The 25720-nt window shown below is 69.5% G+C and carries 25 protein-coding genes; 9 read left to right on the top strand and 16 right to left on the bottom strand.

The annotated features are described in order from the left end of the window. Positions 1-9 precede the first annotated feature (9 nt). From ACFVM3_RS16505 to ACFVM3_RS16490, 4 genes are all read right to left on the bottom strand, one after another. Positions 10-1053: a hypothetical protein gene (locus tag ACFVM3_RS16505; protein WP_378439502.1), complete on the bottom strand. Its 1044-nt coding sequence runs from the start codon at positions 1051-1053 to the stop codon at positions 10-12. Continuing rightward, the gene (locus ACFVM3_RS16500; protein WP_378439500.1) at positions 1050-2528 is read right to left on the bottom strand and encodes an FAD-dependent oxidoreductase; all 1479 of its coding nucleotides are present in this window, start codon (positions 2526-2528) and stop codon (positions 1050-1052) included. The genes ACFVM3_RS16505 and ACFVM3_RS16500 overlap by 4 nt, the downstream gene beginning before the upstream one ends. A gap of 175 nt (positions 2529-2703) precedes the next feature. Beyond that, positions 2704-7056 carry an HAD-IC family P-type ATPase gene (locus ACFVM3_RS16495; protein WP_378439499.1) on the bottom strand — a complete coding sequence of 1451 codons (4353 nt, stop codon included), beginning with the start codon at positions 7054-7056 and terminating at the stop codon, positions 2704-2706. A gap of 105 nt (positions 7057-7161) precedes the next feature. After that, positions 7162-8124 carry a YncE family protein gene (locus tag ACFVM3_RS16490; protein WP_378439497.1) on the bottom strand — a complete coding sequence of 321 codons (963 nt, stop codon included), beginning with the start codon at positions 8122-8124 and terminating at the stop codon, positions 7162-7164. A 172-nt stretch (positions 8125-8296) separates the two neighbouring features. Here ACFVM3_RS16490 and ACFVM3_RS16485 point away from each other — a divergent pair, with 172 nt between their 5' ends. Together ACFVM3_RS16485 and ACFVM3_RS16480 are read left to right on the top strand one after the other, a co-directional pair. Continuing rightward, positions 8297-9481, top strand: a complete 1185-nt coding sequence (locus tag ACFVM3_RS16485) for a cytochrome P450 (protein ID WP_378439495.1) — start codon at positions 8297-8299, stop codon at positions 9479-9481. 63 nt (positions 9482-9544) lie between these two features. Next, positions 9545-10303, top strand: a complete 759-nt coding sequence (locus ACFVM3_RS16480; RefSeq protein WP_378439493.1) for an SGNH/GDSL hydrolase family protein — start codon at positions 9545-9547, stop codon at positions 10301-10303. Here the strand turns inward: ACFVM3_RS16480 and ACFVM3_RS16475 are convergent. The 5 genes from ACFVM3_RS16475 to ACFVM3_RS16455 all read right to left on the bottom strand — a co-directional run bounded on the left by ACFVM3_RS16475 (position 10294) and on the right by ACFVM3_RS16455 (position 13107). Further along, positions 10294-10866 (bottom strand): TetR/AcrR family transcriptional regulator, encoded by a 573-nt coding sequence (locus tag ACFVM3_RS16475; RefSeq protein ID WP_378439491.1) that lies wholly within the window; start codon positions 10864-10866, stop codon positions 10294-10296. The two genes, ACFVM3_RS16480 and ACFVM3_RS16475, sit on opposite strands and share 10 nt — an antisense overlap. A 63-nt stretch (positions 10867-10929) precedes the next feature. Then, complete coding sequence (locus tag ACFVM3_RS16470; protein WP_378439489.1) at positions 10930-11346, bottom strand: SRPBCC domain-containing protein; 417 nt, start codon at positions 11344-11346, stop codon at positions 10930-10932. A gap of 20 nt (positions 11347-11366) precedes the next feature. Next, a complete protein-coding gene (locus ACFVM3_RS16465) occupies positions 11367-11684 on the bottom strand; it encodes a metalloregulator ArsR/SmtB family transcription factor (protein WP_007034535.1) in 318 nt (105 codons plus the stop codon). Beyond that, positions 11684-12070: a VOC family protein gene (locus ACFVM3_RS16460; protein ID WP_378439486.1), complete on the bottom strand. Its 387-nt coding sequence runs from the start codon at positions 12068-12070 to the stop codon at positions 11684-11686. Before ACFVM3_RS16460 ends, ACFVM3_RS16465 begins: the two co-directional genes overlap by 1 nt. Before the next feature lie 32 nt (positions 12071-12102). Continuing rightward, positions 12103-13107, bottom strand: a complete 1005-nt coding sequence (locus ACFVM3_RS16455; protein ID WP_378439484.1) for a hypothetical protein — start codon at positions 13105-13107, stop codon at positions 12103-12105. A 120-nt stretch (positions 13108-13227) separates the two neighbouring features. On the opposite strand from ACFVM3_RS16455, the gene ACFVM3_RS16450 reads away from it, so the two are divergent. Genes ACFVM3_RS16450 through ACFVM3_RS16440 form a run of 3 tightly spaced genes read left to right on the top strand, consistent with a single transcriptional unit; the run spans position 13228 to position 15622 of the window. Continuing rightward, positions 13228-13812, top strand: coding sequence for an NADPH-dependent FMN reductase (locus ACFVM3_RS16450; protein WP_378439482.1), 585 nt, complete (start codon positions 13228-13230; stop codon positions 13810-13812). Beyond that, complete coding sequence (locus ACFVM3_RS16445; protein ID WP_378439480.1) at positions 13809-15251, top strand: DHA2 family efflux MFS transporter permease subunit; 1443 nt, start codon at positions 13809-13811, stop codon at positions 15249-15251. Before ACFVM3_RS16450 ends, ACFVM3_RS16445 begins: the two co-directional genes overlap by 4 nt. Continuing rightward, positions 15248-15622 carry a MerR family transcriptional regulator gene (locus tag ACFVM3_RS16440; protein WP_378439478.1) on the top strand — a complete coding sequence of 125 codons (375 nt, stop codon included), beginning with the start codon at positions 15248-15250 and terminating at the stop codon, positions 15620-15622. Before ACFVM3_RS16445 ends, ACFVM3_RS16440 begins: the two co-directional genes overlap by 4 nt. Here ACFVM3_RS16440 and ACFVM3_RS16435 read toward each other — a convergent pair. From ACFVM3_RS16435 to ACFVM3_RS16405, 7 genes are all read right to left on the bottom strand, one after another. After that, positions 15612-16094 (bottom strand): pyridoxamine 5'-phosphate oxidase family protein, encoded by a 483-nt coding sequence (locus tag ACFVM3_RS16435; protein ID WP_378439477.1) that lies wholly within the window; start codon positions 16092-16094, stop codon positions 15612-15614. The two genes, ACFVM3_RS16440 and ACFVM3_RS16435, sit on opposite strands and share 11 nt — an antisense overlap. Positions 16095-16213: 119 nt before the next feature. Then, positions 16214-17554 (bottom strand): SPFH domain-containing protein, encoded by a 1341-nt coding sequence (locus ACFVM3_RS16430; RefSeq protein WP_378439600.1) that lies wholly within the window; start codon positions 17552-17554, stop codon positions 16214-16216. Positions 17555-17612: 58 nt separating this feature from the next. Continuing rightward, a complete protein-coding gene (locus ACFVM3_RS16425) occupies positions 17613-18044 on the bottom strand; it encodes an NfeD family protein (protein ID WP_378439475.1) in 432 nt (143 codons plus the stop codon). A 95-nt stretch (positions 18045-18139) separates the two neighbouring features. Next, positions 18140-18955 carry a DUF3097 domain-containing protein gene (locus ACFVM3_RS16420; protein WP_378439473.1) on the bottom strand — a complete coding sequence of 272 codons (816 nt, stop codon included), beginning with the start codon at positions 18953-18955 and terminating at the stop codon, positions 18140-18142. A gap of 50 nt (positions 18956-19005) precedes the next feature. After that, positions 19006-19899, bottom strand: a complete 894-nt coding sequence (locus tag ACFVM3_RS16415) for an aminoglycoside phosphotransferase family protein (protein WP_378439471.1) — start codon at positions 19897-19899, stop codon at positions 19006-19008. Continuing rightward, entirely contained in the window at positions 19884-20666 is a 783-nt protein-coding gene (locus tag ACFVM3_RS16410; RefSeq protein WP_378439469.1) for an SCO1664 family protein, read from the bottom strand. Before ACFVM3_RS16410 ends, ACFVM3_RS16415 begins: the two co-directional genes overlap by 16 nt. 4 nt (positions 20667-20670) lie before the next feature. Continuing rightward, complete coding sequence (locus ACFVM3_RS16405) at positions 20671-21246, bottom strand: DUF3090 domain-containing protein (protein ID WP_378439468.1); 576 nt, start codon at positions 21244-21246, stop codon at positions 20671-20673. Between the two features lie 121 nt (positions 21247-21367). Here ACFVM3_RS16405 and ACFVM3_RS16400 point away from each other — a divergent pair, with 121 nt between their 5' ends. The 4 genes from ACFVM3_RS16400 to ACFVM3_RS16385 are packed head-to-tail and all read left to right on the top strand — an operon-like array spanning position 21368 to position 25297. Beyond that, on the top strand, positions 21368-23308 hold the full coding sequence (locus tag ACFVM3_RS16400; protein ID WP_378439466.1) for a S9 family peptidase: 1941 nt from the start codon (positions 21368-21370) through the stop codon (positions 23306-23308). Then, positions 23305-24192: an LD-carboxypeptidase gene (locus tag ACFVM3_RS16395; protein WP_378439464.1), complete on the top strand. Its 888-nt coding sequence runs from the start codon at positions 23305-23307 to the stop codon at positions 24190-24192. Before ACFVM3_RS16400 ends, ACFVM3_RS16395 begins: the two co-directional genes overlap by 4 nt. Positions 24193-24240: 48 nt before the next feature. Beyond that, complete coding sequence (locus tag ACFVM3_RS16390) at positions 24241-24867, top strand: class I SAM-dependent methyltransferase (protein ID WP_378439462.1); 627 nt, start codon at positions 24241-24243, stop codon at positions 24865-24867. Between the two features lie 13 nt (positions 24868-24880). After that, entirely contained in the window at positions 24881-25297 is a 417-nt protein-coding gene (locus ACFVM3_RS16385) for a TIGR03668 family PPOX class F420-dependent oxidoreductase (protein ID WP_378439460.1), read from the top strand. Positions 25298-25720 lie beyond the last annotated feature (423 nt).

Genomic DNA, 25720 nt, shown 5'->3' with positions numbered 1-25720 from the left:
CGGAGAATCTCAGACGGTGGCAGGGGCCGCGCGGCGCACGCGGTACAGCGCGGTGAGCATCAGGCCCGCAGCCACGAAGCATGCCAGTACGTACAGGCCGCTCCCCAGCGTGATGCCGTTCTCGATAACGGCGCCGAGCCAGAACACGGCCATCGCACCCAGGTAGACGGCTGGGTAGAACCGAGCGAAAGGCGTCAAAGGTTCTGCGGCGCCCCGATACCGGACGAAAATCCAGATTCCCGCGACCCACAGCAGCGCCAGCTCGACGGCGAGAATCCACGCCTGCGCGGTCACATCGCCGACGAAAAGGCTCGACGGGAGCCCGGCGATCACCATGCTCAGTGGGGTGAGGACACCGGCCACCACGATGCGCGCCACGAGCGACCACCCGCGCCTCGAACCACCGGCGAGCCGCACCACCAGATAGGTCATGGCACCCATCGACACCGAGGCGAAGAGCAGCATGCTGGTCATCGGCACGGAATCCAGCGCCGGGTGGTTGACGATCCGGTTGTTCCCGTTCCAGGCCCACCACTTCAGCTGAGGACCGAGGTGGTCGAAGACCTCGTAGAACACCTGGCAGGCGAAGGCGACCGCCACCGATCCGGCCAGTGCGCCCCGCGCACGGAAGATCCCGAGAGACCGGACGAGTTCGTAGGCGAGCTGGCTGATCATCGGATAGAACGCCACGATGTAGAGCGGCAGCCGGTCCCACATGAACTGCACGGTGAACCGGTTGTGGGCGAAGATGAATCCGTACTGCCGCTCGAGGCCGAACCATTCCGGGAAGTACAGGGGCGGTTCGATGACGAAGAGGTAGACCAGCGAAGCGCACCACAGCGCCAGATTGGCCGAGTCGCCCTGGCGGTGGCGGCGGATGGCGTGCACCAGCGCGAACACCGCTCCACCGACGACGAGCAGTTCCAGCAGCGGCATCGTCCAGTGCCCCACTGTCCACGGTGGACGGACCGAAAGCCAGGCGGACACGTCGTGACAGTCGAAGCCGAGACCCAGGGTGACGGCTTCCGCGTCCGCTCCGCATACGGCGCTCATCGGGTGACCGCCGGTTCGGCGGCGCCACCTCCGGGTGAATAGTCCGTGACCGGTGGCTCGGCACGGGCGTCGAAGTCGAACGGGATCCGGTGCCGCCCGAGCGCCGCGCGGATGCGGTAGCGCACGAGCCCCGCGATCACCCTCGGGTTCGTCATCATGTCGCGCAGCGACTCGTCGAGGTTGAACACCTTCGCGAAATGCTCGTCGACCACGTCGTCTTCGCGGGCGGCGCCGACGATGAGCCGGAACGCCGGACCGGACACGGCTTCGAGCAGCCGTCGCCGCCACTCGGGCGCCTTTTCGGTGCCGACCGCGCAGGCGTAGCCCTGATCCCTCGCCATCGCCAGGCTCCACGGCACGTTGAGCAGCTTCCGCTGGGCGGCGAGGAATCGTGCGGAGAACCCGGTGCCGAGACGCTCGGCGCGGGAAAGGTGCTCGCGCAACAGCAGCGCCGAACCGGCGGCGGAACTGATGCCCTGCGCGTAGAACGGGTTGAACGCGCAGATCGAGTCGCCGACGAACGCCAGCCGTTCCGGCGGGGTGCGGAGCCGGTCGTAGCGCCGCCATTTGTTACCGGTCGACCGGGTGAGGTGGACCTCGGAGGTCGGGGTGGAGCGGTCCATCGCGGCCGCGAACAGCGGCGCCCGCACCCGGCGGGCCGACTCGACGAACGCCTCGGTGGTGCGCGGCATCTCGAGGCCCCACGAGCCCATGCACGCGATGACCCGGTTGCCCTCGATCGGGAAGAAGTTCACCAGGAACTCGTGCTCGTCCGGATGCGGGCCCTTGTCGGGGGTCGGCATGATCACCAGATGGCGCCACCACCAGGACGGTGGGCGCTCTTCGGGGGACGGCAGGTCGTACCAGCGTGAGGTGTAGGTGACCTTGGCGTCGAGGGTCCGCACTTCGGGTTCCGGCCAGCCTGCCGCCACCAGCCACGCGCCGACCGACGAGCCGCGGCCCATCGCGTCCACCACGAAGTCGGCGTCGAGGTGTTCCTCGCCGTCACGCGTGGAGAAGCCGACGCCCGTGACCGCGCCGTCCCTGGTCGTCAGCCCGCTGACCGCGACGCCCTCACGGATCACGACGTTGGACAGCCCGCGGACCTTGTCCCGGAGCACGCGCTCGATGAGGATCCGGGAGCTGTAGATCATCGTCATCGCGCTGCGTTTCCGCGCCGACCAGCCCTTCCCATCGAGGTAGGCGGCGTCCATGGACGGCATGAGATGCAGTCCGCCGGCGGCGATGAGGTCGTCCTCGAAACCCGGGAACAGCTCCCCTATCGCACGACGGCCGGAGTTCAGGAGGAAATGCGGATGTTTGCTCTGCGGTACCCCGCGCCGGTGTTCGGCCTCGGCCGGGAGCTCGTCGCGTTCGAGCACCAGCACGCGGTCGAAGTACGGGGCGAGCGCGCCCGCGGTGCAGAGTCCGGCGGCGCTGCCACCGAGGACGACGGCGGTCTTGCCGAGTCGCATACGACCAACTCCCAGCGTCATTCATACACTTTGACAACGCCTGTATGAATGTATGAACGACGCCGAAGCCTGTCAAGATGCCGAGAGCTGTGCCGGAAGCCGTAACTCGCGTGATCAGAGCCGTAACTCGCTGATACGGCCCCAGACACGCGAGTTACGGCTTCAATCACGCGAGTTACGACGAAGGCTCGAACCCCCGAGGTCCGAGGAGCAGGGCGCCGACGGTCGCCGTACCGGCGCTGCCGAGTGCGATCCCCCAGCCGACCGGCCCGAGCGGCGTGCAGCCGAAGAACCGGCTGACCCCGGGGGTCTGGACCAGGATCGCCAGCAGGGCGGCGGAGCCCAGGCCCGCGGCGAGGACGGTGCCGTCCCGGCCGCCGACGGCCAGCGTCTGCCCGAGCTGGGTGCCGATCAGGGACACGAGCGCGATCGTGCTCGCGCGCCGTCGCCTGCCGGTCAGCCTCGCGAGGGTCCACGCGGTGGACGCTCCCAAGGTCGTGGTGACCGCGCGCGTGGTGATGTCGCGCCGGAGGGCGCTCCCGAGCGACGCGCTGGGCCCCTCGCGCAGCAACTCCGGCACGGACTCGCCATCCGGCCTGCTCAACGCGATCGCCAGGGCGGGCGCCAGGTCGGTGAGGAGGTTCATCAGCAGCAACTGGCGGGCGGTGAGCGGCGAGCGCCCGGTGACGACCGAGCCGAGCACGGTGAAGGCGATCTCGCCCAGGTTCCCGCCGAGCAGGATGCCGAGCGCTTCGCGGACCGACGCCCACATCGCCCGTCCTTCCACCAGCGCGGCGACGATCGTCTCCAGCCGGTCGTCGGTCACCACGAGGTCCGCGGCCGCCCTCGCCGCGGCCGTGCCCCGCTGACCGAGCGCGATCCCGACGTCCGCCAGCCGGATGGCCGGGGCGTCGTTGGCACCGTCGCCGGTCATCGCCACGACCCGGCCGCCGCGCTGGTACGCCTGGATGATCCGGACCTTCTGCGCCGGGCTGCACCGCGCGATCACGTCGACGTCGGCGAGTTCCCGATCGAGCTCTTCGTCGGCGAGTTCCTCGATCCTCGCGCCGGTGAGCACCTTGGTGTCGCCGTTGCGGCCGGTGATCTCCTCCGAAACGGCCTCACCGGTGGCCGGATGATCGCCGGTGATCATCACGGTGCGCACTCCGGCCTCGCGCAGCCGATCGGCCGCCGGCGCGGCACTGTCCCGCACCGGATCCGCCAAGGCGACGAAGCCGAGCAACCGGAGATCGGCGACGTCGTCCTCGGAAAGGTCCTTTGTGGACACCGTGCGCTCGGCGACGGCGAGGACGCGGTGGCCGGCGGCGGCCAGGCGGCCGGCCCGCTTCTCCAGCCTGTTCCGGACGCTCGCACTCATCGGCCGATCGCCGTGCCGGGTGCACAGCGGTAGGACGGTCTCCGGTGCGCCCTTGACGCACACCACGTGCCGTTCGCCGAGTTTCCCGTTGGTCGCGTGGAATCCCCGCGACGGCTCGAACGGGACGGCGCCCGTCTTCTCCCAGCCGCCGGCGTCCACGCCCGCGGTGATGCCGCCTTCGAGCACGGCTTGATCCGTGTGATGCGGCAGTTCCTCGGGGTTCTCCGCCCGAGGCGTCGCGCGGACGGCCGCGGCCAGCACCGCCCGGTGAGTCTTCCGCAGCCGGCTCACCGAGGCTGTGGTCCTGCCGTCGTCGATCCGGTCGACGCTGAGCTTGCCTTCGGTGAGTGTGCCGGTCTTGTCGAAACAGAGGACGTCGACCCGCCCGAGCGCTTCGATGGTGCGCGGATTACGGACGAGCGCGCCGTGTTCGGCGAGCCTGCGGGCGGCCGCCAGCTGGGCCGCGTTCACCAGGAACGGCAGGCCTTCCGGCACCGACGCGACCGCGAGGTTCACCGCCGCCCCGACACTTTGCCGCAGCGGCACGCCACGAATGAGGCCGGCGCCCGCGACGGCGGCCGCCGAGCCGACCGCGACCGGCAAGGCCTGTTTGGTCAGCGACGCGAGCCGTGCTTCGACGCCGGTCTCGGGGGCGGCGCCTCGTGCGGCGGCCATCCCGCGTCCGACCTCGGTCTCGTCCCCGGTCGCCACGACGACGGCGGACACCTTGCCCGCGGCGACCGTGGTGCCCTCGTACAGCATCGACGCCCGCTCGGCGAGTTCCGCGGCCACGACCGGCGCCGGGGTCTTCGGCACCGGCAAAGACTCCCCTGTCAGCGAGGACTCGTCCAGCTCCGCACCGGTCGCTTCCAGCACCCGGCAGTCCGCGGGGACGACGTCGCCGGACCGCAGCGACACGACATCACCCCGCACCAGCGCGTCGGCGACGATCTGCCGCTCGGCGCCATCGCGTACGACGGTGGTCACCGTCGCGGACCGTTCGAAGAGCCCGGCGAGCGCACGGTCGGTGTGCACCTGCTGCACGCTGCCGATCAACGCGGACACCCCGACGATCCCGGCGACCAGCGCGGCGTCGACCGGAGAGCCCACCGCGGCCGAAACCGCCGCGCCACCGGCCAGTACCGGGGTCAGCGGGTTGGCGAGCTCGGCCATGAACGCCTTCGCGATGCTCGTCCCGGCGTTGCCTTCGCCGCCCGGACGATCGGCGGGCGCCCGCCGCCGGGCCTCGCGCTCGCCCAGACCGCGCGGGCCCGAACCGAGCCGGTCGAGCACGAGGTCCACCGGCATCAAGTGCCACGGCGGCGCGACTCGGCCCGAGGAAGGGGCCATCCGCTCGCCGGTGAGTGTGCGGGCGCGCCAGATCCCGTCACCGAAAGCCATGAGCGCCCCGGCGTTCACCGCGCGCAGGCCGCTCGCGGCAGGCCTGCGGCGGGCGCTGAGCGCGGTCACGCCACCGATTCCGCTCGCCGCGGTCGCGAGCATCGTCGAGTCCCGGACTACCGCCTTGGCGGCGGTGATCGCCTCGACGAGCAGGACGGCCGTGCCGATGTCGCGGCCGATCAGCACATGGGCGCCCCACGGCGGCGGGGTCCCGTCCTCGTGCACGCCGACCCCGCAGTCGGACGCCCCCAGCGCCCGGCGATCATCGGAGACCAGCATGACCACACGCCCGCACGCCTGGAGTTCGCGGACGGCGTCGAGCACGACCTCACCGTCGGTCTGGACCACCCGCACTCCGGCGGCCTCGGCGGCCGATGCCAACGCGTCCACGTCGGGTGAGCGCTCCTGCGCGACGGCGAGCAGTCCCGCCGGCTTCCCGTCACGGACCAGCCCGAGCACCAGGTGGGCGCCCTGCTCCAGCATCCGCTGCCGTCCGGGGAATCCTTCGCCACCGTCCAGGTCCTCGACCGGGCCGAGCGTCCACTTGCCGTCCCGCCGGACCACCTCGGGTTTCTCCGGATCGAACAGGGCGAAAGCGGCAGCCGTCAGGTCCACCGGGTCGCCCCCGGGCAAGGGGACCAGATCGCTGAGGACGTTCGCCCCCGCGCCGAGCGCCGTGGTGTCGATGACGACCGTGTCGAGCAGGTCGAGCCCGCGCAGCACGGACCGGTCCATCACCAGCGCGCCGCGCCTGGCGAGGACCTGGCCCAGCTGGGCGGAGAAGGCGGCGGCGCCGTTGGACGGGGCCTTGGGCAACGCAGAGATCCCGACCGCGGTGGCGCGCCTCGGCCCGACGAACGGCAGGGTCGCCGCGGCGGCCGCGGCCCCGGCGGCGATGGACCGGCGTGCGTGACGATCAGCGGCACTTTCCGGCAGCGGCCACGGTCGTTCGGTCACCACCGAGTCCGCGCCGGCGTGCTCGCGCTGCCCGACCAGCCTTGGCTCAGCCTCGCACCAGGCCCGCTGGTGCGCTTTGGCCTCCCGCCATTGGGTGCCGCGGACCATGATGTCCAGGACCGTCCCCTCGCTGCGGGCGGCGAGTCCGTGGACCAGCGCCGCACCGATGGAAGTGGCCGAATCCGCCCTTTCCCGCCCGCGCAGCTTCCGGTCCGCCAAGGCACGCAGCCGTGGGTGCAGGTCGACGAGTGACGCCAGCGCCGCGACCTCCGTCGGCAACGGAGCCCACGGCATGATCTTCGAAGCCACCGACAGCATCAGTCCCGCGGCGTCCGCGGCGAGTGTGGACGGCAGCCGGGTCGCCGTGGTGCCGTCCGCCGGATGGTGCAGTTCGTCCTCCTCGACCCGCTCGGCTTCGGAAGCTGGCTCCGCCTCTGCTCGTTCGACCGCGCGGATCAGTTCCAGGCGCCGGGGTCCGGGATCCCCGACCGCGACGACGACTCGCGATGTCGGCGCGTTCACCTGCGCCCATCGCACGCCGGGGATTTCCGTCAACGCTCGTTCCACCCGCCGGGCGACGCGGGCGCCGTCCCGCCCTTTCACGCCGTGCGTCTCGATGTAGAACCTGCCGGGACACGACCAGACCGCCCGCCGCGGTCCGCGTCCGGGGATTCCCTCCAGCGGCAGAAATGCCAGCCCGGCCAGCCCACGGGCGACCCGCCCCAGCGTCCGTGACGGTTTGGGGAAGGCGACACCCAGCACGTCCACGGTCTCCAGGTCCGTCCGCCGCATGCGGCATCCTCCTCGCGCTCGGTGCCTTGTGGATCTCAGCGAGTACCCGCGTGCCGGAAGGTCGAATCCCCTTTCTGCCTCAAGAGGTGGCGGAGTCGATCAACTTCAGCTCCGCAGGTCGATGTACGCGACGGCCGCCTGCCCGGCGAGCACCACGTAAGCGTGTGTGCCGTCCGGGGTGACCGCGACGCCGTACGGGTAGGCGCCCGCGGGCAGCTTGCGGGTCAGCGTGTTCGTGCTCGTGTCGAACTCGGCCAGCGTGCCCTGCGTCGTGTCGCTCGCCCGGCTGCCCGCGTAGACCCGGCTTCCGTCCGGACTGATCGCGAGCAGATAGCCGTTCTGCAGACCCGGTACGCGCGTGACGACTTCGCGGGCGACCAGGTCGACCACCACCAGCGAGGTGCCGCCGTTCTGATAAGCGCGCGTTCCGTCCGGGGAAAGCGCGACGTCGCCGCTCGAACCGGTCTTGACGGCGTCGACGACGGTGTTGGTGGCGGTGTCGATCGCGGTGAGCTCGCCGGACTCCGTCGCCGCCCAGACCTTCTCGCCGTCCGGCGAAGTGGCGAGGGCGTAGGCCGTGGTTTCGAGTTTGACGGCGGCGACCTCGGTGTCCGTGGCGGTGTCGATGACGTGGACGGCTTCCCTCCCGGCCACGTACACGCGGGTTCCGTCCCGTGAAATGGCGAGCGACGTCGGATAGTCGCCACCGAACACGGAGCCGACCATCGTCTCCGACGCCGTGTCGATCACCGAGACGGCGTTCGAGTACGCGTTGGCGACGTAGGCCTTGGCCCCATCGGGGGTGAACGCGACTTCGAACGGGCCTCGCTGCACCGCGATCGTGTTGGTGGCCTTGTTGGTCACGGTGTCGACGACGGTCACGGTCCCGTCCGCCGGGCTGGTGACAAAGGCTTTCCGGCCGTCCGGGCTGATCGCGACGGCCTCCGGATACTTGCCGGTCGCGACCAGGACGGCCGGATCAGCCGCGTTCGCGACACCACCGAACGCACCGAGCAGGACAGCGGTGACACCCACGACGGCGGCACGCCGCGTCAAAGTACGAGACATGCTCGAAAGAACTCCTTGTGCAGGCACGGCGAAGCCATGCCACCCCAGTTGACGACAAGAACCTATCGGGTGCTGTGGGCGGTGCGACAGGGGTTGTGCACGCCTGCGCTGCGAACTCGAGATCTCTATGATCGGAAGTCGGCAGTGAATCGACAGGGGGGATCGAGCCGCCGTGCCCGACGACGACCTCGTTCAGTTCGACGCCCGGTTCCTCGATGACCCGGACGCCGCCTACACCGTCCTTCGTTCCGAAAAACCTGTGCACCGCGCGATCACGCCCGACGGCTCCCCGGTATGGCTCGTGACGCGGTACGACGACGTCCGAGCCGCGCTCGCGGACCCGCGCCTGTCACTCGACAAGCGAAACGCGGGCACCGGCTACCGAGGTTTCGACCTGCCGCCGGAACTGGACGCGAACCTGCTCAACATGGACGCGCCCGATCACTCCCGCCTGCGGCCGATCCTCCGACGCGGATTCACCCGTGCCCGTGTCGAGGGCCTGCGACCCCGCATCCGCGAGATCGCCGACGGCCTGCTCGCCGCCCTCCCGGACACCGGCGAGGTGGACTTGATCGAGGCGTTCGCCGCGCCGCTGCCGATCACCGTGATCTGTGAACTGCTCGGGATTCCTCCCGCGGGCCGCCCCGACTTCCGCTCCTGGACCGATCGGATGCTGGCCCCCACCAGCGCCGACGACGTCGGCCTCGCGGTGAAGTCCCTGTGGCGGTACCTGCTGGAGCTGGCCGCGGCGAAACGCGCGGACCCCGGTGAGGACCTCATCAGCGCGTTGATCGACGAACGTGACGTCGAGGGCCGGATGTCCGAAGCGGAGCTGATCAGCGCGCTGTTCCTCGTCCTCGGAGCCGGCTACGAGAACGTGGTGCACCAGATCGGCAACGGCCTCGCCGCGCTTCTGGCGCGGCCGCAGCTTCTCGCGCGGCTGCGCGAGGAACGCGCGCTCCTGCCATCCACTGTGGACGAATTGGTGCGGTTCTGCTCTCCGTCGCAGCTGGCCATCCGCCGCTTCGCCACCGTCGACGTCACCATCGGCGGGATCACCGTCCCCGCCGGCGACACGGTGATGCTGTCGTTGGCCTCCGCCGACCGCGACCCCGGCCGCTTCGCCGACCCGGACGTCCTCGATCCGCGCCGGGAGGACAACCCGCACCTCGGATTCGGGCACGGACCGCACTACTGCCTCGGCGCGCCACTGGCACGGATCGAGATCGAGGTCGGCCTCGCCGCGCTGTTCGATCGGTACTCCGAGCTGGCCTTGGCGGTCCCCCACGACCGCCTCCGATGGCGGCCGTCGTTCCGCAACAGGGGCCTGCTCGCCCTTCCCGTCAGCGTCGCGTAGGCCCCACCCCCGTGTCACAGGGGGCTGCCGGACCCAGCGCACAGGTCTGGGTAGCATCCTTGTATGAGCAAGCGCTTAGTCAGTCTCGGAGACTCCTTCACCGAGGGTGTCGGCGACGAAGACCCGTCGTCGCCCAACGGCGTCCGGGGCTGGGCAGACCGCGTCGCGAGCACCCTCGCGGCGAACCACCAGGACTTCCGTTACGCGAATCTCGCGATCCGCGGCAAACTTCTCGGGCAGGTCCTCGCGGAGCAGCTCGACCCGGCGCTCGCGCTGAACCCGGATCTCGTGACGCTGTACGCCGGCGGCAACGACCTGATGCGGCCGAAGGTCGACATCGACGCCCTCATCGGCGACTACGACGCCGCGGTCGGCAAGGTGGTCGCCACGGGCGCGCGGGTCATCCTCTTCACCGGTGTCGACGGGGTCGAGGACGCGTTGTTCCGCAGGATCCGCGGTCGGGTCGCGATCTACAACGAGCACGTCCGCGGCATCGCGGCGCGGCACGGGGCACTGCTGGTGGACATGTGGGCGATGCGGCAGCTGCGGGACAGGCGGCTGTGGGCTCCCGACCGCTTGCACCTGAACGCGTTGGGGCACAACGAGATCGCCATCGCCGTCCTCGACGCTCTCGGCGAACCGCACAAGCTGACGCCCGCCGAACTCGGACCGCGACCGCTGCTGAGCCCACAGGCGCGGCGCACCGAGAACCTCCAGTGGGGCAAGGAGCACGCTGTCCCGTGGATCAAACGCAGGCTGCGCGGGGAGTCTTCGGGCGACGCGCTCGCGCCGAAGCGACCGACGATGGAGCCCTACGCCTGACGCGGCCGAAGCCCGTCGAAGAGGACGCAGATCGTCCGGGCCCGGAACTCGGGCCCGGCATGCTCCGCCGCTTTCGCCGTTCCGATGATCACCGCGATCAGTTCGTCGACGCCGATGTCCTTGCGGACGTCGCCGGTGTCCTGTGCCCTGCCGAGCAGGACGCCGAGTGCGTCCTTGAGCCGCACGCCGATGACCGACGCGGCCGACGGGACGGTGACCCCGGCCGCCGACAGCGCTTCGAAATAGGCGTTCTTGGCACCCGCCATCTCGATCCAGCCGGTCAGGAATCCGAAGAACGTGGCGCCAGGGTCGGGTGACTCGACGGCGACCGTGGCCTCCGCTTCATCGACGAAGCGGTGAAGACGCGCGAAGAGCACTGCCTCCAGAAGCGCTTCTTTTGTCGGAAAGTGCCGGAACACGGTGCCGACCCCGACGCCTGCTTCGCGGGCGACTTCTTCGGTCGGCGCGCTGGTGCCTTTGGCCGTGAAGACGCGCTCCGCGGCCTCCAACACCCGCGTGCGGTTACGGCGGGCATCGGCTCGGAGCGGTTTCTCGTCCGTCACAGCGGGGATCCTAGACCCGTTGTCGAGGGGTGCGGAGCGATACCGACCGATACACGTCGGCTTTTACTCGTCCTGCATCTCGTCCAATACGCGCGCCAGCGCCTTCGGGACTCCGGTGCGCCAGCCACCACCCATGATCCGGCGTGACATCCGCGAGAACTCGTCGTCGGGGTCGAAGCCCTCGTGGCTGAGGAACAGCCGAGTCCCACGGCCTTCGGGTTCCAGCCGCCATGTCACCGTCCACTCGGGACCCCAGCTGATGCTGAGCAACCGCTCCGGCTCCGCGGCCAGCACCTCGCAGGCGACCGGGCCGCCCGCGAAACCGGCGGCGGGCACCGGGTCGGCGAGCAGTTCGAACCGGTGTCCCACAACGGGTTTGATGTCGTTCGGCATGCGAAGCCAGCGTTCGAGCAGCCGCGGTTCGGTCAGCGCGCGCCACACCTTGCGCGGCGGATGCGCCAGGAACTGGTCGACGTGCACGGCCGTCGGATCCTCGTCGTTCAGAAGTCCTCCTCGTCCAGCAGTTCGCGCAGGTTGCCCAGTTTGCCGCGCCAGTACCGCTCGTACGGCGAAAGCCAGTCGGATACCTCTTGCAGCGGAGCGGCCTCAAGAGAGTAGACGCGATTCCGGCCCTGCCTCTCTTCACGGACGAGCCCGGCTTCACGCAGCACCCGAAGATGTTCCGACAGGCTCGGCCGCCGCATGTCGAACCGTTCGGCGATCTCACCCGCCGCTCGTGGGCCGTCGAGGAGGATGCCGAGAACCTCACGGCGGGCCGGGTTGGCGAGCGCGGCGAAAACGTCGTCGTTGACCGGCACTAGCGCGGCCAGTTCCCGTAACCCGAGGGTTCGAGCAGTCCCATCGCGTTGCCGTCGGGGTCTTTCAGGGAGGTCACGCGACCCCATGGCATTTCTTCCGCGTCGCCGACATCGACACCTCGAGTACGGAGCTCCGCGATGTCGGCATCGACGTCCGTGGTGCTGAGCTGGAAGTGCACGCGTGTGTCAGGGTCCAAATCGGCGACGGCGCGGTCCACGAGGACGATACCGGTGTCCGCGCCCTTCGGGCCGGCCATGACGAACGGACCGTGCGGGCCACTGACGTCGACCAGCAGGTCGAAGCCCAGCTTGCCGACGTAGAAGTCTCGCGCCTTCGCCTGATCGGAGACCGGCACGGTGAGGAACTGGATGCGGTCGATGTTCATACCGAGAACATACGTAGGAGATTTCCTACATGTCAACTCGCGCCATCGTCGACGACAAGGAACATCTGGGCGCCAAGGGCATTCACAGGCGCCTGTGAATCGCCGAACACCGCCGGTCGCCGGACGATTCCGGCCGCTTCCAAGGCATCCATGAGATCCCAGATCAGCTCGTGGGCGGCCACGACCACGCCTGCCGTCGGCATATCCCGCTGCAGCCCCGAGACGACCTTCGCCGCGATCCGGTGACCAATCGCGTGGATGGGATCGGCTTCCCGCCGCCTGATGAGCGGAATCGTCGGCCATGCGCCGTCGCCGACGACCGTCCATGCATGCCCTTCGTCCGCCACGAGAGTCGCGCGCGGAAGATCGCCGCGACCGGCCGCGCGCAAAGCCGGACGCAGCGCCGGAGACTCGGTCAGCCGATTCAAGGCCTCGACGGTCGGGTCCGTCCAGACCATCGTCAACCCGGCCCCTGCCTCCTTGACTTCATTCGTACCAATGGCCCCCTCACGCGGCGGGTAAACCGCCCAAAAGGCACCATTCCAATAAGGACGTTCGGCACTCAGCTCTCCGGAAGGAAGCAAGCCGTCCGACCGGAGAAGGTCCCAGACGAGACCATCGATCACGTATCCGAAGAGCACTCCGTAGGCACAGTGAACCAGTCCCCGACCGGCCAGAACGCCGGTGAAAGCGGAGACGTCGGCGGCGATTTCCGGCGCGACCACGTCAGCGAGGGCGGCCATCCGGGCGCGCAATGCGGCCGTCTCGCGGGAACCGAGCACGGGAAACGTGGTCACCAGCCGATCATCTTCGACCGCGAGGAGGTGGTACGCCCGCAGCAGTGCGATCTGGCTGTCCAGCGGGTCGATTCCCTGGTGCCGCAGTTCCGTACGACTGACGCCCAGGCGCGCACGATAGAGAAGCCGGCCGTTGTCGTCCATCTTCACGACGTGATGCGGAGTGCTCCGCGCGCCGAGGCAAAAGCAGTGCAGCCCCCATTTCGCCAGGTCATCCGGGTCATCATCGAGGCGGTCCATGACCGCAAGACATACCACACCGGCAGCCGTACAACCTCTACCTAAATAGAGGTCCAGGGTTCGTGATCAGGGACGCAACGGCTTGAGTTCGCCTATGGACGAACTTTTAGCGTCTTCGTCATGAGCAAAGAAACCACCGCCCAGTCCCCCGTTCGCCTCGCCGTGATCATCGGCAGTGTCCGCCACGAACGCTTCGCCGACGCCATCACCGGCTGGCTGCTGACCGAACTCGCCGCGATCGACGGCCTGGAGGTCGACCCGATCGACCTCGCCGACGTCGATCTCCCACTGCAGGGAACGCGCCCCGGCGGCACCCGAACGGTGATCAGCGACAGGCTGAGCGCGGCCGACGCCTACCTCGTCGTCACCCCGGAGTACAACCACAGTTTCCCGGCCGCTCTGAAGAACGCGATCGACTGGCACTTCACGGAATGGGCGTACAAGCCCGTCGGGTTCGTCGGCTACGGCGCGGGTTCGGGCGGCATCCGCGCGATCGAGCAGCTGCGGCTGATCTTCCCCGAACTGCGGGCGACCACGATCCGCGACGCGGTCCTGCTGAACGCGCCGTGGACCCGGCTCGGACCGAACGGCTACGAGGGCACCGAAGGCGAACGCGGCGCGCTGGCCGCGACGATGACCGAACTGACCTGGTGGGCCCGCACCCTGCGCGCCGGACGCGTCGCGGATCAGGTGAGTGCGGCATGAACCGCCTGACCGCACAAGAACTGCGTATCGCGGCGGTGATCGCGCTCGGCGGCTTGATGGCCGTTCTCGACACCACGATCGTCGCCGTCGCGCTGCCGCGGTTCATGACGACCTTCTCCGCGTCGCTCACCATGATCCAGTGGATCGTGACCGCCTACGCCCTCGGCATGGTCGCGGCGATGCCGCTCGCCGCGACCTTCGCGCAGCGGTGGGGAGCACGCCGGGTGTATCTGGCCGCGCTGCTCGTGTTCGCGGTGTCGTCCGCGGCCGCCGGAGCCGCCGGCGATCTGGGCTGGCTGATCGCCGCACGAGCGGTGCAGGGTCTCGCCGGCGGCCTGATCAATCCCTTGGGCATGACCATCGGCTTCGGCACGGTGGCTCCGGAACGCCGCAGCCGGATGACCGCGATCACCGGTCTTCCCTTGCTGATCGGGCCGATCCTCGGCCCGATGCTCGGCGGAATCCTGCTGGACAGCCTGTCGTGGCGAGCACTGTTCTTCATCACCGTTCCCCCCGCTCTGCTCGCCGTCGTGGGCGTGCTGCGCTGGGTGCCCGCCGACATCCCGTCGGCGGACCGCGCTCCGATCGATTTCGCCGGTGGCCTGCTGCTCGTCCCCGGCGTGGTGGCGGTGGCGTACGGCTTCAGCGAAGAAACGCTCGGCATGGACGCCCGGTCGGCCATCGTCGCCGCAGGGCTGGTGCTGATGGCCGTGTTCATGCGGAGGTCGTGGGGGCATCACGCGCCGCTGCTGAACGTCCGGCTCCTGCGTGACCGGACCTTCGGCCGCAACACGGCCGTCCTCGTCCTGTACGCCGCGCCCTACTTCGGTTCGATGCTGCTGATGCCCGCCTACATTCAGGTGATGCGCGGCGACTCGGCCCTGACCAGCGCGCTGATGATGGTCCCCGGAGCGATCGGGATGGGCATCACCATCCAGTTCGCCGCCCGCGTCCTGGAACGCTTCGGTCCGAGGATCGTCGTCGGAACGGGACTGAGCCTGGCGATCGTCTCGACCGCTCTGACGGCGCTCGTCCTCACGCCGGACACTTCGTACCTAGCGCTGGGGTTGTTGGGCGTGCTCCAGGGAGCGGGCACCGGAGCGATCATGATGCCCACCATCGTGAGCGCCGGCCGCGAGCTGCGGGGGCCGGATCTCGCATCCGGTTCGGCGATCCTCCCCTTGGCCAGCACCATCGCGAGCGCGGTCGGCACCGCGGTGGTGAGCGCGGTGTTCACCGGGCTGATCGCGTCCGCCACCGCCGGGCAGGGTCTCGCCGCGCTGCGCGATCCAGGTTCGGCGCTCACCGGGGAGGTCGTCGACGCGTATCGTCTGACTCTCGTCGGAGTCCTCGCGATCATGGTGCTCGCCCTGGTGGTCAGGCTGCGGACACGGCCCGCCCCGGCGACGGAACCCACCACGGTACGGAGCGCAGCATGACGACGTCGACACTGTCCCCACTCGATGCCCACCTGACCGTCAGCGAGGTCGCGAGCAAAGCCGGGGTCTCGGCGAACGCCGTCCGGTACTACGAGCGCTACCGCGTCATCACCGCGGAGCGGACCGCGGGCAACGCACGCCGGTTCACGATCGACGCCATCTGCCGGATCCGGCTCGCGGTCGCCGCCCAGCGGGTCGGGCTCAGCCTCGCGGAAAGCGCCGAGATCCTGGCCGAGATCCCGCCGATGTCACCCGATCTCGAACAGTGGTCACGGGCGGGGCAACGGCTCATCGACGCCGGGCAGGCTCGTATCGCCGAGCTCACCTCGGTGGTCGACGAGTACCGGACGCTCGAGTTCCTCAGGAGTTGAACGGTATTTCCGCCGCGCTCGACCAGCGGAAGACAGGACGGTTCTCGAGACCGGGGTAGGCCACGGCCATACCCCGGTCAGGGGACATGGACCACAGGCGCGCGCCGGGCGCCGCCGCATGATCCGCCCAGTCCGTCGACCAGGCTGGAATGTAGCGCTCGTAGATACGTCGGATCCGGGACACATCTTTGACTTCCAGTCTCGCGGGACCGTTCGTGCGGACCTGACGGACACCGTCGGGTGGGTCGAAGGTCGCGATCATGACAGCGACCTCGCGATTGTCGCGGGCCGCGGCCAAGAACGGCGACGGCTGACCGTCGGACACCGGGGGGTGAAACCACAACCGGCCCTCCTCGGCCACGAACCACATCATCGCCAATGCCGGATTACCGCGGCCGGTGGTGGTGGCGACGCTGGCAGGCAGGCGCGGTTCGTCGAGGAAGTCTTGTACCGCAAGAATCGATCGGTCCATGAAAGTCACCCTGCAACCTCGACCGCGGTGAAGGTCCAGCGTTCACGCGAAGTACATGAAGGCCCCCTTCCTTGCGTCTAGCGCAAGGAAGGGGGCCTTCATGTACTTCGAAGAGAGACTCAGCGCTGCGGCGGCGGACCACCCTGCGGACCGCCGAACGGCCCCTGCTGCGGGAACGGGCCACTGCCCGGCCCCTGCGACGGCGGCCCCTGGTACGGGCCACCCTGCGGACCGGCGGGCGGCTGCGCCTGCGGCAACCGGGTGGGCGGCGGGGCCTGCGGCGGCTCCGGAGCGGCCTCCGGCTCGGGAGCGGCCTTGGGGACCTGACGCGGAGCGGGCGGCTCCTGTCGCGGCGTCGCGACACCCAGCGCCGGAACCTCCTTGCGCGCCACGGCTTCCGCGGCCGCGACGGCCTCGGCGACCTTCGGGTCGCTGGAGGTGTCGAACCAGCCCTGGACCTCTTCGTCCTCCAGGTCCGGCTTCTCGACCGGCTCTTCCTTCGGCGGCTCGTAGCGGAACACGCCGTCGTCGCCGGGTGCGCCGAGCGCGCGGGCGAAGCCCTCCAGGGCCTTGCCGTAGTCGCTCGGGATCATCCAGACCTTGTTCGCGTCGCCCTGCGCCAGCTGCGGCAGAGTCTGCAGGTACTGGTACGCCAGGACCTCGGGCGTGGGACGCCCGGCCTTGATCGCCGCGAAGACCTTTTCGATGGCCTTCGCCTGACCCTGCGCCTGCAGGTACCGGGCGGCACGTTCACCTTGCGCGCGCAGGATCCGCGACTGCCGCTCGGCCTCCGCGCCCAGGATCGCGGCCTGCTTGGCACCTTCGGCCGCGAGGATCTGGCTCTGCTTCTGGCCTTCCGCGGTCTTGATCGCCGATTCGCGCTGACCTTCGGCGGTCAGGATCATCGCGCGCTTCTCACGGTCGGCGCGCATCTGCTTCTCCATCGAGTCCTGGATGGAGGGCGGCGGGTCGATCGCCTTCAGCTCGACCCTGGCGACGCGGATGCCCCAGCGGCCGGTGGCCTCGTCGAGCACGCCGCGCAGCTGGCTGTTGATCGAGTCACGCGAGGTCAGCGTCTGTTCCAGGCTCATGCCACCGACGACGTTACGCAGCGTCGTGGTGGTCAGCTGCTCGACACCGACGATGTAGTTCGAGATCTCGTAGACCGCGGCACGCGAGTCCGTGACCTGGAAGTACACGACCGTGTCGATGGACACCGTCAGGTTGTCCTCGGTGATCACGGGCTGGGGCGGGAACGAGACTACCTGCTCGCGGAGGTCGATCCGCGCCCGGACCTTGTCCAGGAAGGGCACCAGAAACGTCAGGCCGGGAGAAGCCACCGTCCGGAACCGGCCCAGTCGTTCGATCACAGCGGACTGCGCCTGCGGCACCACCATGATCGCCTTGACCACCACGACGACCACGAACAACGCGAGCAGTCCGACGACGATGAACACCACTGTCTCTGACAACTACCTTCCCCTTACGTAGAAACCTGTTGCGGTGCGGCCGTCCGGCTCACAGCTCGGCCGAGACGACCGCCGTGGCGCCCGAGATCTCGACGACCGTCACCGATGTCCCCGGGGCGATCGGTTCCCCGTCGGTCATGCACCGTGCCGACCAGACGTCGCCTGCCAGCTTCACCTGGCCAGTATCGCCGTCCACTGTGGACACTACTATCGCCCGCGCGCCGATCAGCGCTTCGGTGTTGGTCTTGATGTCCGGCCCCGCGAGGAACCGGCGTTTGAGGGTCGGCCGGACGAGGACGAGCATCCCGACCGAGGCGACGGCGAACACCGCGACGTCGATGAACGGGTTCCCGGTCAAGGCGGCCGAACCCGCCCCGAACAGAGCTCCGACACCGACCATGAGCAGGAACAGATCACCCGAGAGCAGCTCGGCGATGATCAAGAGGATGCCGGCGATCAGCCAGATGAGCGCGCCTGTCATGCGTTCATGCTCCCAGATCGCGCCGACTCATACCGGGGAAGCGAATCCGACGTGACCGACGCGTGACCTTGAGTGACCTCACGCAAACCAGACATTCAGGACTCTTCGCCCGGGTCCGAGACGAAGTCGATGAGCCGTTCCACCGCTCCGATCAGCGGTGTTTCCAGATCCCGGTAGCTGCCGACCGCCGCCAGGATCCGCTGCCAGCCCTCCCACGGCTCGCCCCAGCCCAGCACGTCGCAGACGCCCTGTTTCCACTCCGTGCCGCGCGGGATCTTCGGCCAGGCGCGGATGCCGACGACCGACGGCTTCACGGCCTCCCAGATGTCGATGTACGGATGCCCGGTGATCAGCACGTTCTCGTCGCGGATCGCGTCGACGATCCGCGACTCCTTGCTGCCCGCTACCAGATGGTCGACCAGCACCCCGAGACGGCGGCCGGGGCCGGTCCCGAACTCGTCGATGCGGTCGGACAGCACATCCACCCCATCGAGTGGTTCGACCACTACGCCTTCGACCCGCAGGTCGTGACCCCAGACCCGTTCGACGAGTTCGGCGTCGTGCTTGCCCTCCACCCAGATGCGTGAATCGCGGGCGACCCGCGCCTTGAGCCCTTGGACCTGGACCGACCCGGACGCGGAGATCCTCCGTGCCGGGGTTTGCGGGGCCGCCTTCGACGGCACCAGCGTGACCGGTTTGCCTTCGAGCAGGAAACCCGCGGGATTCAGCGGGAACACACGGTGCTTTCCGTGCCGGTCTTCGAGGACGACATTGCCGTACTCGATCTTCACCACGGCACCGCAGTAGCCACTGGCCGGGTCTTCGACCACGAGCCCCGGCTCCGCGGGCACCTCGGGGATCTTCCGCTTGCGCGGGCCGGACAGCACGTCGTCGTACGAATGGGAGCGCACGGCCGACGACGCTATCGGGGCACGGGGGCTCCGTCTTCCCGCCACGCCGGTCAGGAGGCCATGAGCAGCATCGCGTCGACGAACGGAGTCCGCTCGCCCCGCTCCAGCGGGCGCATCACGAACAGCGGCGCGAGCGCGGCACACCACGCGCGCACTCGTCCGGCATCGAAACCCGGCAGATGCGGCGCGATCGCGTCGAGGCCGTCTTCGAGCGTTCCGCCGTCACGCATCGGCAACGTGACCCAGTCGGCCAGATCGAAGGACGGGTCGCCGACACTCGGCCGCGGGTCGATCGCGACCGCTCCCCGTCCGGGCCCACCGTCGAGGACATTGCCCGGATGCAGGTCCCCGTGCACGATCGCGTGCCCTCCTCCGCCGGCCGCGAGTTCGAGCGCCCGCAGCCGCGCGCGATCGAGAGTCTCCAGCGAGAGCGTGGCCTCGGCCACCGAGCCGCGCAGCCCGCGCTCGGCGAGCCGGTACATGAACACGACACGGTCTTCCAGCGGCGGGAAATCCGACGGCGGGGTCACCGAGTGGATCTGGGCCATCAGGTCACCGACCTCGGCCCACGGGACGTTCGCCCCCGCCTCCAGCAGCTCCGTGCCAGGGTCGATGCCCTCCAGCAGGATCGCCCCCGCGGTGAGTTCCGCATCGAGCACCTGAACGACCCGCGAGCAGCCGTCCCACGCCCGCAACGCGGCGGCTTCCGATTCGGCGATCGTGTGATCCGGGGTCAGCTTGAGGACCTTCTTGGCGCCATCGTCCCCGACACAAATGAGAGTCCGCCCGGTGTTGCCCGGTTTCGCATCGACGACCGTCAGCCCCCACCGCGCCGACAGCCGCGCCACGAGCGCGGGCAGTTCGTCACACCACGTCGCGACGCCCGCTCCGAATCGCCTGATCAGCCGCGCACGCGCCTCGTCGTCGATCAGAACAGTGGCCACGGGATGGCCCGCCAGTCGTCACCGGGCTCGGGGAAGACACCCTCCGCCAGAAGCAGGTCGGTACGTTCGGCCAGCGCGCGGATCTCGAAACCGGTGAGGTGCTCGCCGAGCGCGTCCCCGAGTTCCCCGTCCAGCCGCTCGCGAAGCCCGCGAAGCTTGCCGACCTCGGCATCGGTCAGCCGCTCGCCGATCCAGCCCCAGAGCACCGTCCGCAGCTTCGGATCGGTGTGCAGGCAGATCCCGTGATCCACACCGTAGATCCGGCCGTCGGCACCGGCGAGCACGTGGCCGCCCTTGCGGTCGGTGTTGTTGACCACGATGTCGAGCACGGCCAGCTCCCGCATGCCCTGCCGGTCCGCGTGCGCGAGTACCGCCGGTTCGCCGTCGCGATCGTGCGCGTGGAGGACGACACGCCAGTCTTCCGGCAGGTTCTCCGGTGACCGGACGTCGACGAGTTCCTCGTCGGTGGTCTCGATCCACAGCTGCACCATGCCGGGCCCGAACGGCCCGTCGCGCAGGACCGTCGGCGGGATCGCGCCCAGTCCGGAGGCGTCGGCGACCATGGCCGTCGCGACCTCACGGCCCGCGAGCGTCCCGTCCGGGAAGTCCCACAGCGGCCGCTCACCGGAAACCGGCTTGTACACGACGTTCCCGGTGACGCCGTCGAGTTCGATCGTGCAGAAGAGCGTGACGTTGGAGGCGTCGACGAGCCTGCCTTCGACGTCCATCTTGCCGCGCGTCACCAGCTCCCGCGAAGACTCCTCCACCTCGTCAGTCCTCGAGGACGTCGACGTCGCGCCGGTACCCGTTCTGGCGCGGGCAGATGTGGCCCGCCGGGTCGAGCGGTTCCGCGCACAGCGGGCACGGCTTGCGACCGGCGTTGACCACCCGGTCCGCTCGTTCCGCGAACGCGCGCGCCGCGCCGGGACTCAGGAAGACGCGCACGGCGTCCGGCCCCTCTTCGGTGTCGTCCAGAACGACCGTTTCGTCCACCTCGCCCTCCGTCATCGCGAGCAGCTCGATGACGACGGCCTTGCTCTCGGCGTCCCAGCCGAGTCCCATCGTGCCGACGCGGAACTCCTCCTCCACCGGAACGGTCAGGGGGTCGACGTCGAGGAGCTCTTCGGGCGCGTCGTCCGGTACGTCCGCTCCGAACCGGCTGGCGACCTCTTCCAGCAGCGAGCTGAGCCTCTCGGCCAAGACCACCACCTGCTGTTTTTCGATCGTCACACTGATCGTGCGGACGTCCTCGGACGCCTGGAGGTAGAACGTGCGGTCGCCGGGCTCACCGACGGTTCCTGCGACGAACCGGTCGGGCTGGCGGAAGACGTGGATTACGCGAGACATGGCACCTTTGACCCTAGGCCACGGCCCCATGATCGGCATCCGCCGCCCCAAGGTTAAGCCCAGGGCGAAACCGCCGCGCCCCGGGCCGTCACGGGCAAAGGGCCGAACCTAGTCTTCAACCGTGGTTGAGATCGCCCCTTACGGCACCTGGACGTCTCCCCTGTCGGCCGCCGCTGTCGCGGCCTCGGGAGTCAGCGCGCAATGGCTCGATACCGTGGGAAACGAGGTCTGGTGGGCCGAAGCGAGAACCGGTGAAGGCGGCCGCGTGACCCTCGTGCGGTCCCGCGCCGACGGCACGGTCGAAGACGTCCTTCCCGCTTCCTGGAGCGTGCGGAACCGGGTCCACGAATACGGCGGCCGTCCCTGGCTCGTCCTCGGCGACGTCCTGGTCTTCACCCACTGGGCCGATCAGCGCGTCTACCGCCGCGACCTGACCACCGGCGAGACGACACCGTTGACCCCGGAACCGGCGGCCCGGCACCAGATCCGTTACAGCGACCTCCGGCCCGGCCTCGACGGCGAAGTGTGGCTGGTCCGCGAGCGCAGCACCGGCCCCCGGCGCGTCGACATCGCCAGGGATCTCCTCGCCGTTCCCCTCGACGGCGGCCCCGAACGGGTTCTGGCGGCGAGCCATCACTTCCTCACCGCGCCGCAGCTTTCGCCCGACGGCACGCGCGCGGCGTGGATCGGCTGGAACCACCCCGCGATGCCTTGGGACGGCACCGAACTGTGCGTCGCCGAACTCGACGAGGACGGCACGTTCGGGCCACACCAGGTGCTCGCCGGTGCGGCCGACATCTCCGTCTGCCAGGTCGAATGGGAGTCGGCGGACAGCCTGCTGGCGTTGCTCGACCCGGACGGCTGGTGGAACCTGCACCGCGTCGGGCTCGACGGTGGCATCACGAACCTCGCCCCGGCCGAACAGGAGATCGGCGGCGCGCAGTGGAAGCTCGGCACGCGCTGGTTCACCCCGCTCGGCGACGGCAGGTACGCCGTCATCGCGTCGGGCAGGCTCGCCGTCCTCGACGAAGCGACGCGGGAAGTGACCCCGGTGCAGGCCGCCGCCGAACTGACCGCGTGGTCCACCAACGGTTTCGCCGTCCACGAAGGCGCCATCGTCGGCGTCGCGGCGGGGCCGAAGCGCGAAGGTGCGGTCGTGAAAGTCGGTCTCGACGGCGGCCCGGTGACCGAACTCGCTTCGGCACCCGAACCGCCGTCTCCCGCCTACCTCTCGATGCCCGTCGAACGGATCTTCAAGACCGACGAGGGTGACCGGATCCCGGCCTTCGTCTACTTGCCTGCGAACGCCGACTTCGCCGCGCCGGAAGGGGAACTGCCGCCGCTGCTCGTGTACCCGCACGGCGGGCCGACCGGCCGGGACAGTGCGGTGCTCGACTACGAGATCGCCTACTTCACCAGCCGCGGGATCGCCGTCGTCACGGTGAACTACGGCGGCTCGACCGGCTACGGACGCGCTTATCGCGAGCGGCTGCGCGAACAGTGGGGTGTCGTCGACGTCGCCGACTGTGTCACCGTCGCCGAAGCGCTCGCCGCCGAAGGCACGGTCGACGGCGACAGGCTGGCCATCCGCGGCGGCAGCGCGGGCGGATACACCTCCGCCGCCTCGCTGACCACCACCACGACCTACCGCGCGGGCACCGTCATGTACCCGATCCTCGACCTCACCCAGTGGACCGGCGACGGCGGCGAGACGCACGACTTCGAGTCCCGCTACCTCGACGGGCTGGTCGGTCCCCTGCCGGAGGCCGCACAGCGCTACCGGGACCGGTCGCCGATCAACAACGCGGGCACCCTCGCCGGCCCTTTGCTGTTCCTGCAGGGGCTGGAGGACGAGATCTGCCCGCCAGAGCAGGCGGACCGGTTCGTGGCCGGGCTCGAAGGGCGGGGCATCGAGCACGCCTACCTCAGGTTCGAGGGCGAGCAGCACGGTTTCCGGAAGGCGGAGACGATCGTGGCCGCGCTCGAGGCGGAGTTGTCGTTCTACGGTCAGATCCTCGGTTTCGAGACGCCCGGCGTGCCGAAGCTCCGGCTGAGCCGGTGAGGCCACCGAAGACGCGGCCGGGTGACACGATCGCCTTGGTCGCCCCGGCGGGGCCGGTCCCGCCGGACCTCGTCGAGAAGGCGCTGCCGGTGCTCCGCGGCTGGGGCGTCGACGTCCACGTCGGCGAATGCGTCCGCGCGACCTCCGCCGGTTATCTGTCCGCGTCCGACGAGGCGCGGGCTGCCGAATTCACCCGCGCCTGGCTGGACCCTGGAGTCACCTGCGTCCTCGCCGCCCGCGGCGGCTACGGCTCGCAGCGGATGCTCGACCTGCTCGACTGGACGGCGCTGAAGGCGGCCGGGCCCAAGACCTTCGCCGGGTCGAGCGACGTCACGGCGCTGCACCGGGCGGTGAACGTCCACTTGGGACTGGAGACGCTGTTCTCCCCCATGCCCGCGACCACCCTGTTCGACGCGGTGGCCGCCGAACACCTCCGGCTGTCGTTGTTCGAGCCGGAGAGCGTGCGGCTGATCGCCTCACCGACGGCGTCGCCACTGGTGCCGGGCACCGCGACCGGGACGCTCATCGGCGGCAACCTCGCCCTCCTGACGTCAGGCCTCGGCACACCAGAGCAGGGAACCGGGCGTGACGCGCTCGTGCTGCTGGAGGACGTCACCGAGAGCCCCTACCGGATCGACCGGATGCTGACCCAGCTCCTGCGTTCCGGCTGGCTCGACGGCGTTCGAGGGTTCGTGCTGGGCTCGTGGAAGTCCTGCGGTGATCCGGAGACGATCCGAGCCCTGATGCTCGACCGCCTCGGCCCGCTCGGCGTGCCGGTCGCCTGGGACTTCGGTGTCGGGCACGTCCCGGCGTCGCCGACCATCCCTCTCGGCGGGCCGGCCACCCTCGACGCCGACGCGGGCACGCTCCTGACTTTGCCATAACGGCAACGGAACTTGCGGAACCCGCCGAGACGGGGGCATCTTGCGGTCATGGATTCCACACGGCAGTTCTGGGAAGACTTCTACCGGGACAAGGATCAGGTCTGGAGCGGGAGGGCGAACCCGATCCTGGTGAACGAGGTCGCCGCGCTCACGCCGGGAACGGCACTCGATCTCGGCTGCGGCGAGGGCGGCGACGCCATCTGGCTCACCCAGCAGGGCTGGCGGGTCACCGCCGTCGACATCTCGGACGTCGCACTCCAGCGCGCCGCCGCACACGCGGCCGAGGCCGGAGTCGATGGCATCGCCTGGGAGCGCCACGACCTGGCGAAGTCGTTCCCGGAAGGGCGGTTCGACCTCGTCTCCGCACAGTTCTTCCACTCCCCCGTCGCGGAGGACGGCGAGCGGGACAAGGCACTCCGCCGCGCCGCGGAAGCCGTCGCGCCGGGCGGCACGCTCGTGGTCGCGGGCCACGCGGGCTGGCCGACATGGATGGAAGAGCCGCCGCACAAGGACGTCCACTTCCCGACCACCGCCGAGGTGCTCGAATCGCTCGCATTGGCCGACGGCGAATGGACCGTGGAACGACAGGAGCTGATCACCCGCGACTTCCCGGGACCGGACGGCCAGCAGGGAACGCGTTCGGACAACGTGCTCCGCGTGCGCCGCTCGGGATAGGTACCGTCACGGCATGCGGATGACGCCTGCCAAAGCCCGGTCACGGTTCGAAGGCGAGCGGATAGCGAGGCTGGCGACGACGGGTTCGGACGGCGTGCCCCACGTGGTGCCGGTGACGTTCGTGCTCGAAGGCGACTCGGTGGCGTTCGCGATCGACCACAAACCCAAGAGCACGACGGCGTTGCGGCGGCTGAAGAACATCGCGGAGAACCCGGCGGTCAGTTTTCTGGTCGACCACTACGACGAGGACTGGTCCGGACTGTGGTGGGCCCGGGCCGACGGTGTCGCCCGGGTGCTGACCGATCCCGGCGAGCAGGCGCTGCCAGCGCGGCTGCTGCGGGAGAAGTATCCGCAGTACGAGGCGCAGCCTCCCCCGCACGCTGTGGTGACCACGCTCGTTCACTCGTGGAGCGGGTGGCGGGCTTCCTGAGCTTTTCGGCCTTGTTGCCGTTTTACGGCAACAAGGCCGTCGCCATGCCGTATAGGTCGTTATACACTTTGGTGAGCGAGACCGGCGATCCGTGGACCAGCCACGCTCGCTTAGTGGGGTTCTGCCGGTGCGCGGATGGCGATCACGTGTGTCGTCCGGTCGATCACGTGACGTCGCCGGTGCCGGACCTCCTGAGTACATGAAGGACCCCTTCCTGTACCTAGGCGCAAGGATGGGGTCCTTCATGTACTGGGGAAAGGTCGAGTTTCCTCGGCTGAGCCGAGGGGAGGGGCCTTCACGCGCAACCCTTGTGACTGCTGATGCACATGGGGCGCGTGACGATCACCGAAGTCCGTGAAGGCCAAGCCCCAGCATCCACGCCCAGGTACATGAAGGCCCCCTTCCTTGCGCTAGACGCAAGGA

Origin of the sequence: Amycolatopsis sp. NPDC057786 (assembly GCF_042797905.1) — a bacterium.
Classification (GTDB): Bacteria; Actinomycetota; Actinomycetes; order Mycobacteriales; family Pseudonocardiaceae; genus Amycolatopsis.
Note: the sequence above shows the minus strand (reverse complement) of the source record. Positions and strands in the feature narration are given on the sequence as shown.

Coding starts and splice junctions, on each gene's coding strand:
- ACFVM3_RS16505 (WP_378439502.1), bottom strand. CDS start 1,053: ATGAGCGCCGTATGCGGAGCGGACGCGGAAGCCGTCACCCTGGGTCTC.
- ACFVM3_RS16500 (WP_378439500.1), bottom strand. CDS start 2,528: ATGCGACTCGGCAAGACCGCCGTCGTCCTCGGTGGCAGCGCCGCCGGA.
- ACFVM3_RS16495 (WP_378439499.1), bottom strand. CDS start 7,056: ATGCGGCGGACGGACCTGGAGACCGTGGACGTGCTGGGTGTCGCCTTC.
- ACFVM3_RS16490 (WP_378439497.1), bottom strand. CDS start 8,124: ATGTCTCGTACTTTGACGCGGCGTGCCGCCGTCGTGGGTGTCACCGCT.
- ACFVM3_RS16480 (WP_378439493.1), top strand. CDS start 9,545: ATGAGCAAGCGCTTAGTCAGTCTCGGAGACTCCTTCACCGAGGGTGTC.
- ACFVM3_RS16460 (WP_378439486.1), bottom strand. CDS start 12,070: ATGAACATCGACCGCATCCAGTTCCTCACCGTGCCGGTCTCCGATCAG.
- ACFVM3_RS16455 (WP_378439484.1), bottom strand. CDS start 13,107: ATGGACCGCCTCGATGATGACCCGGATGACCTGGCGAAATGGGGGCTG.
- ACFVM3_RS16450 (WP_378439482.1), top strand. CDS start 13,228: ATGAGCAAAGAAACCACCGCCCAGTCCCCCGTTCGCCTCGCCGTGATC.
- ACFVM3_RS16445 (WP_378439480.1), top strand. CDS start 13,809: ATGAACCGCCTGACCGCACAAGAACTGCGTATCGCGGCGGTGATCGCG.
- ACFVM3_RS16440 (WP_378439478.1), top strand. CDS start 15,248: ATGACGACGTCGACACTGTCCCCACTCGATGCCCACCTGACCGTCAGC.
- ACFVM3_RS16435 (WP_378439477.1), bottom strand. CDS start 16,094: ATGGACCGATCGATTCTTGCGGTACAAGACTTCCTCGACGAACCGCGC.
- ACFVM3_RS16425 (WP_378439475.1), bottom strand. CDS start 18,044: ATGACAGGCGCGCTCATCTGGCTGATCGCCGGCATCCTCTTGATCATC.
- ACFVM3_RS16405 (WP_378439468.1), bottom strand. CDS start 21,246: ATGTCTCGCGTAATCCACGTCTTCCGCCAGCCCGACCGGTTCGTCGCA.
- ACFVM3_RS16390 (WP_378439462.1), top strand. CDS start 24,241: ATGGATTCCACACGGCAGTTCTGGGAAGACTTCTACCGGGACAAGGAT.
- ACFVM3_RS16385 (WP_378439460.1), top strand. CDS start 24,881: ATGCGGATGACGCCTGCCAAAGCCCGGTCACGGTTCGAAGGCGAGCGG.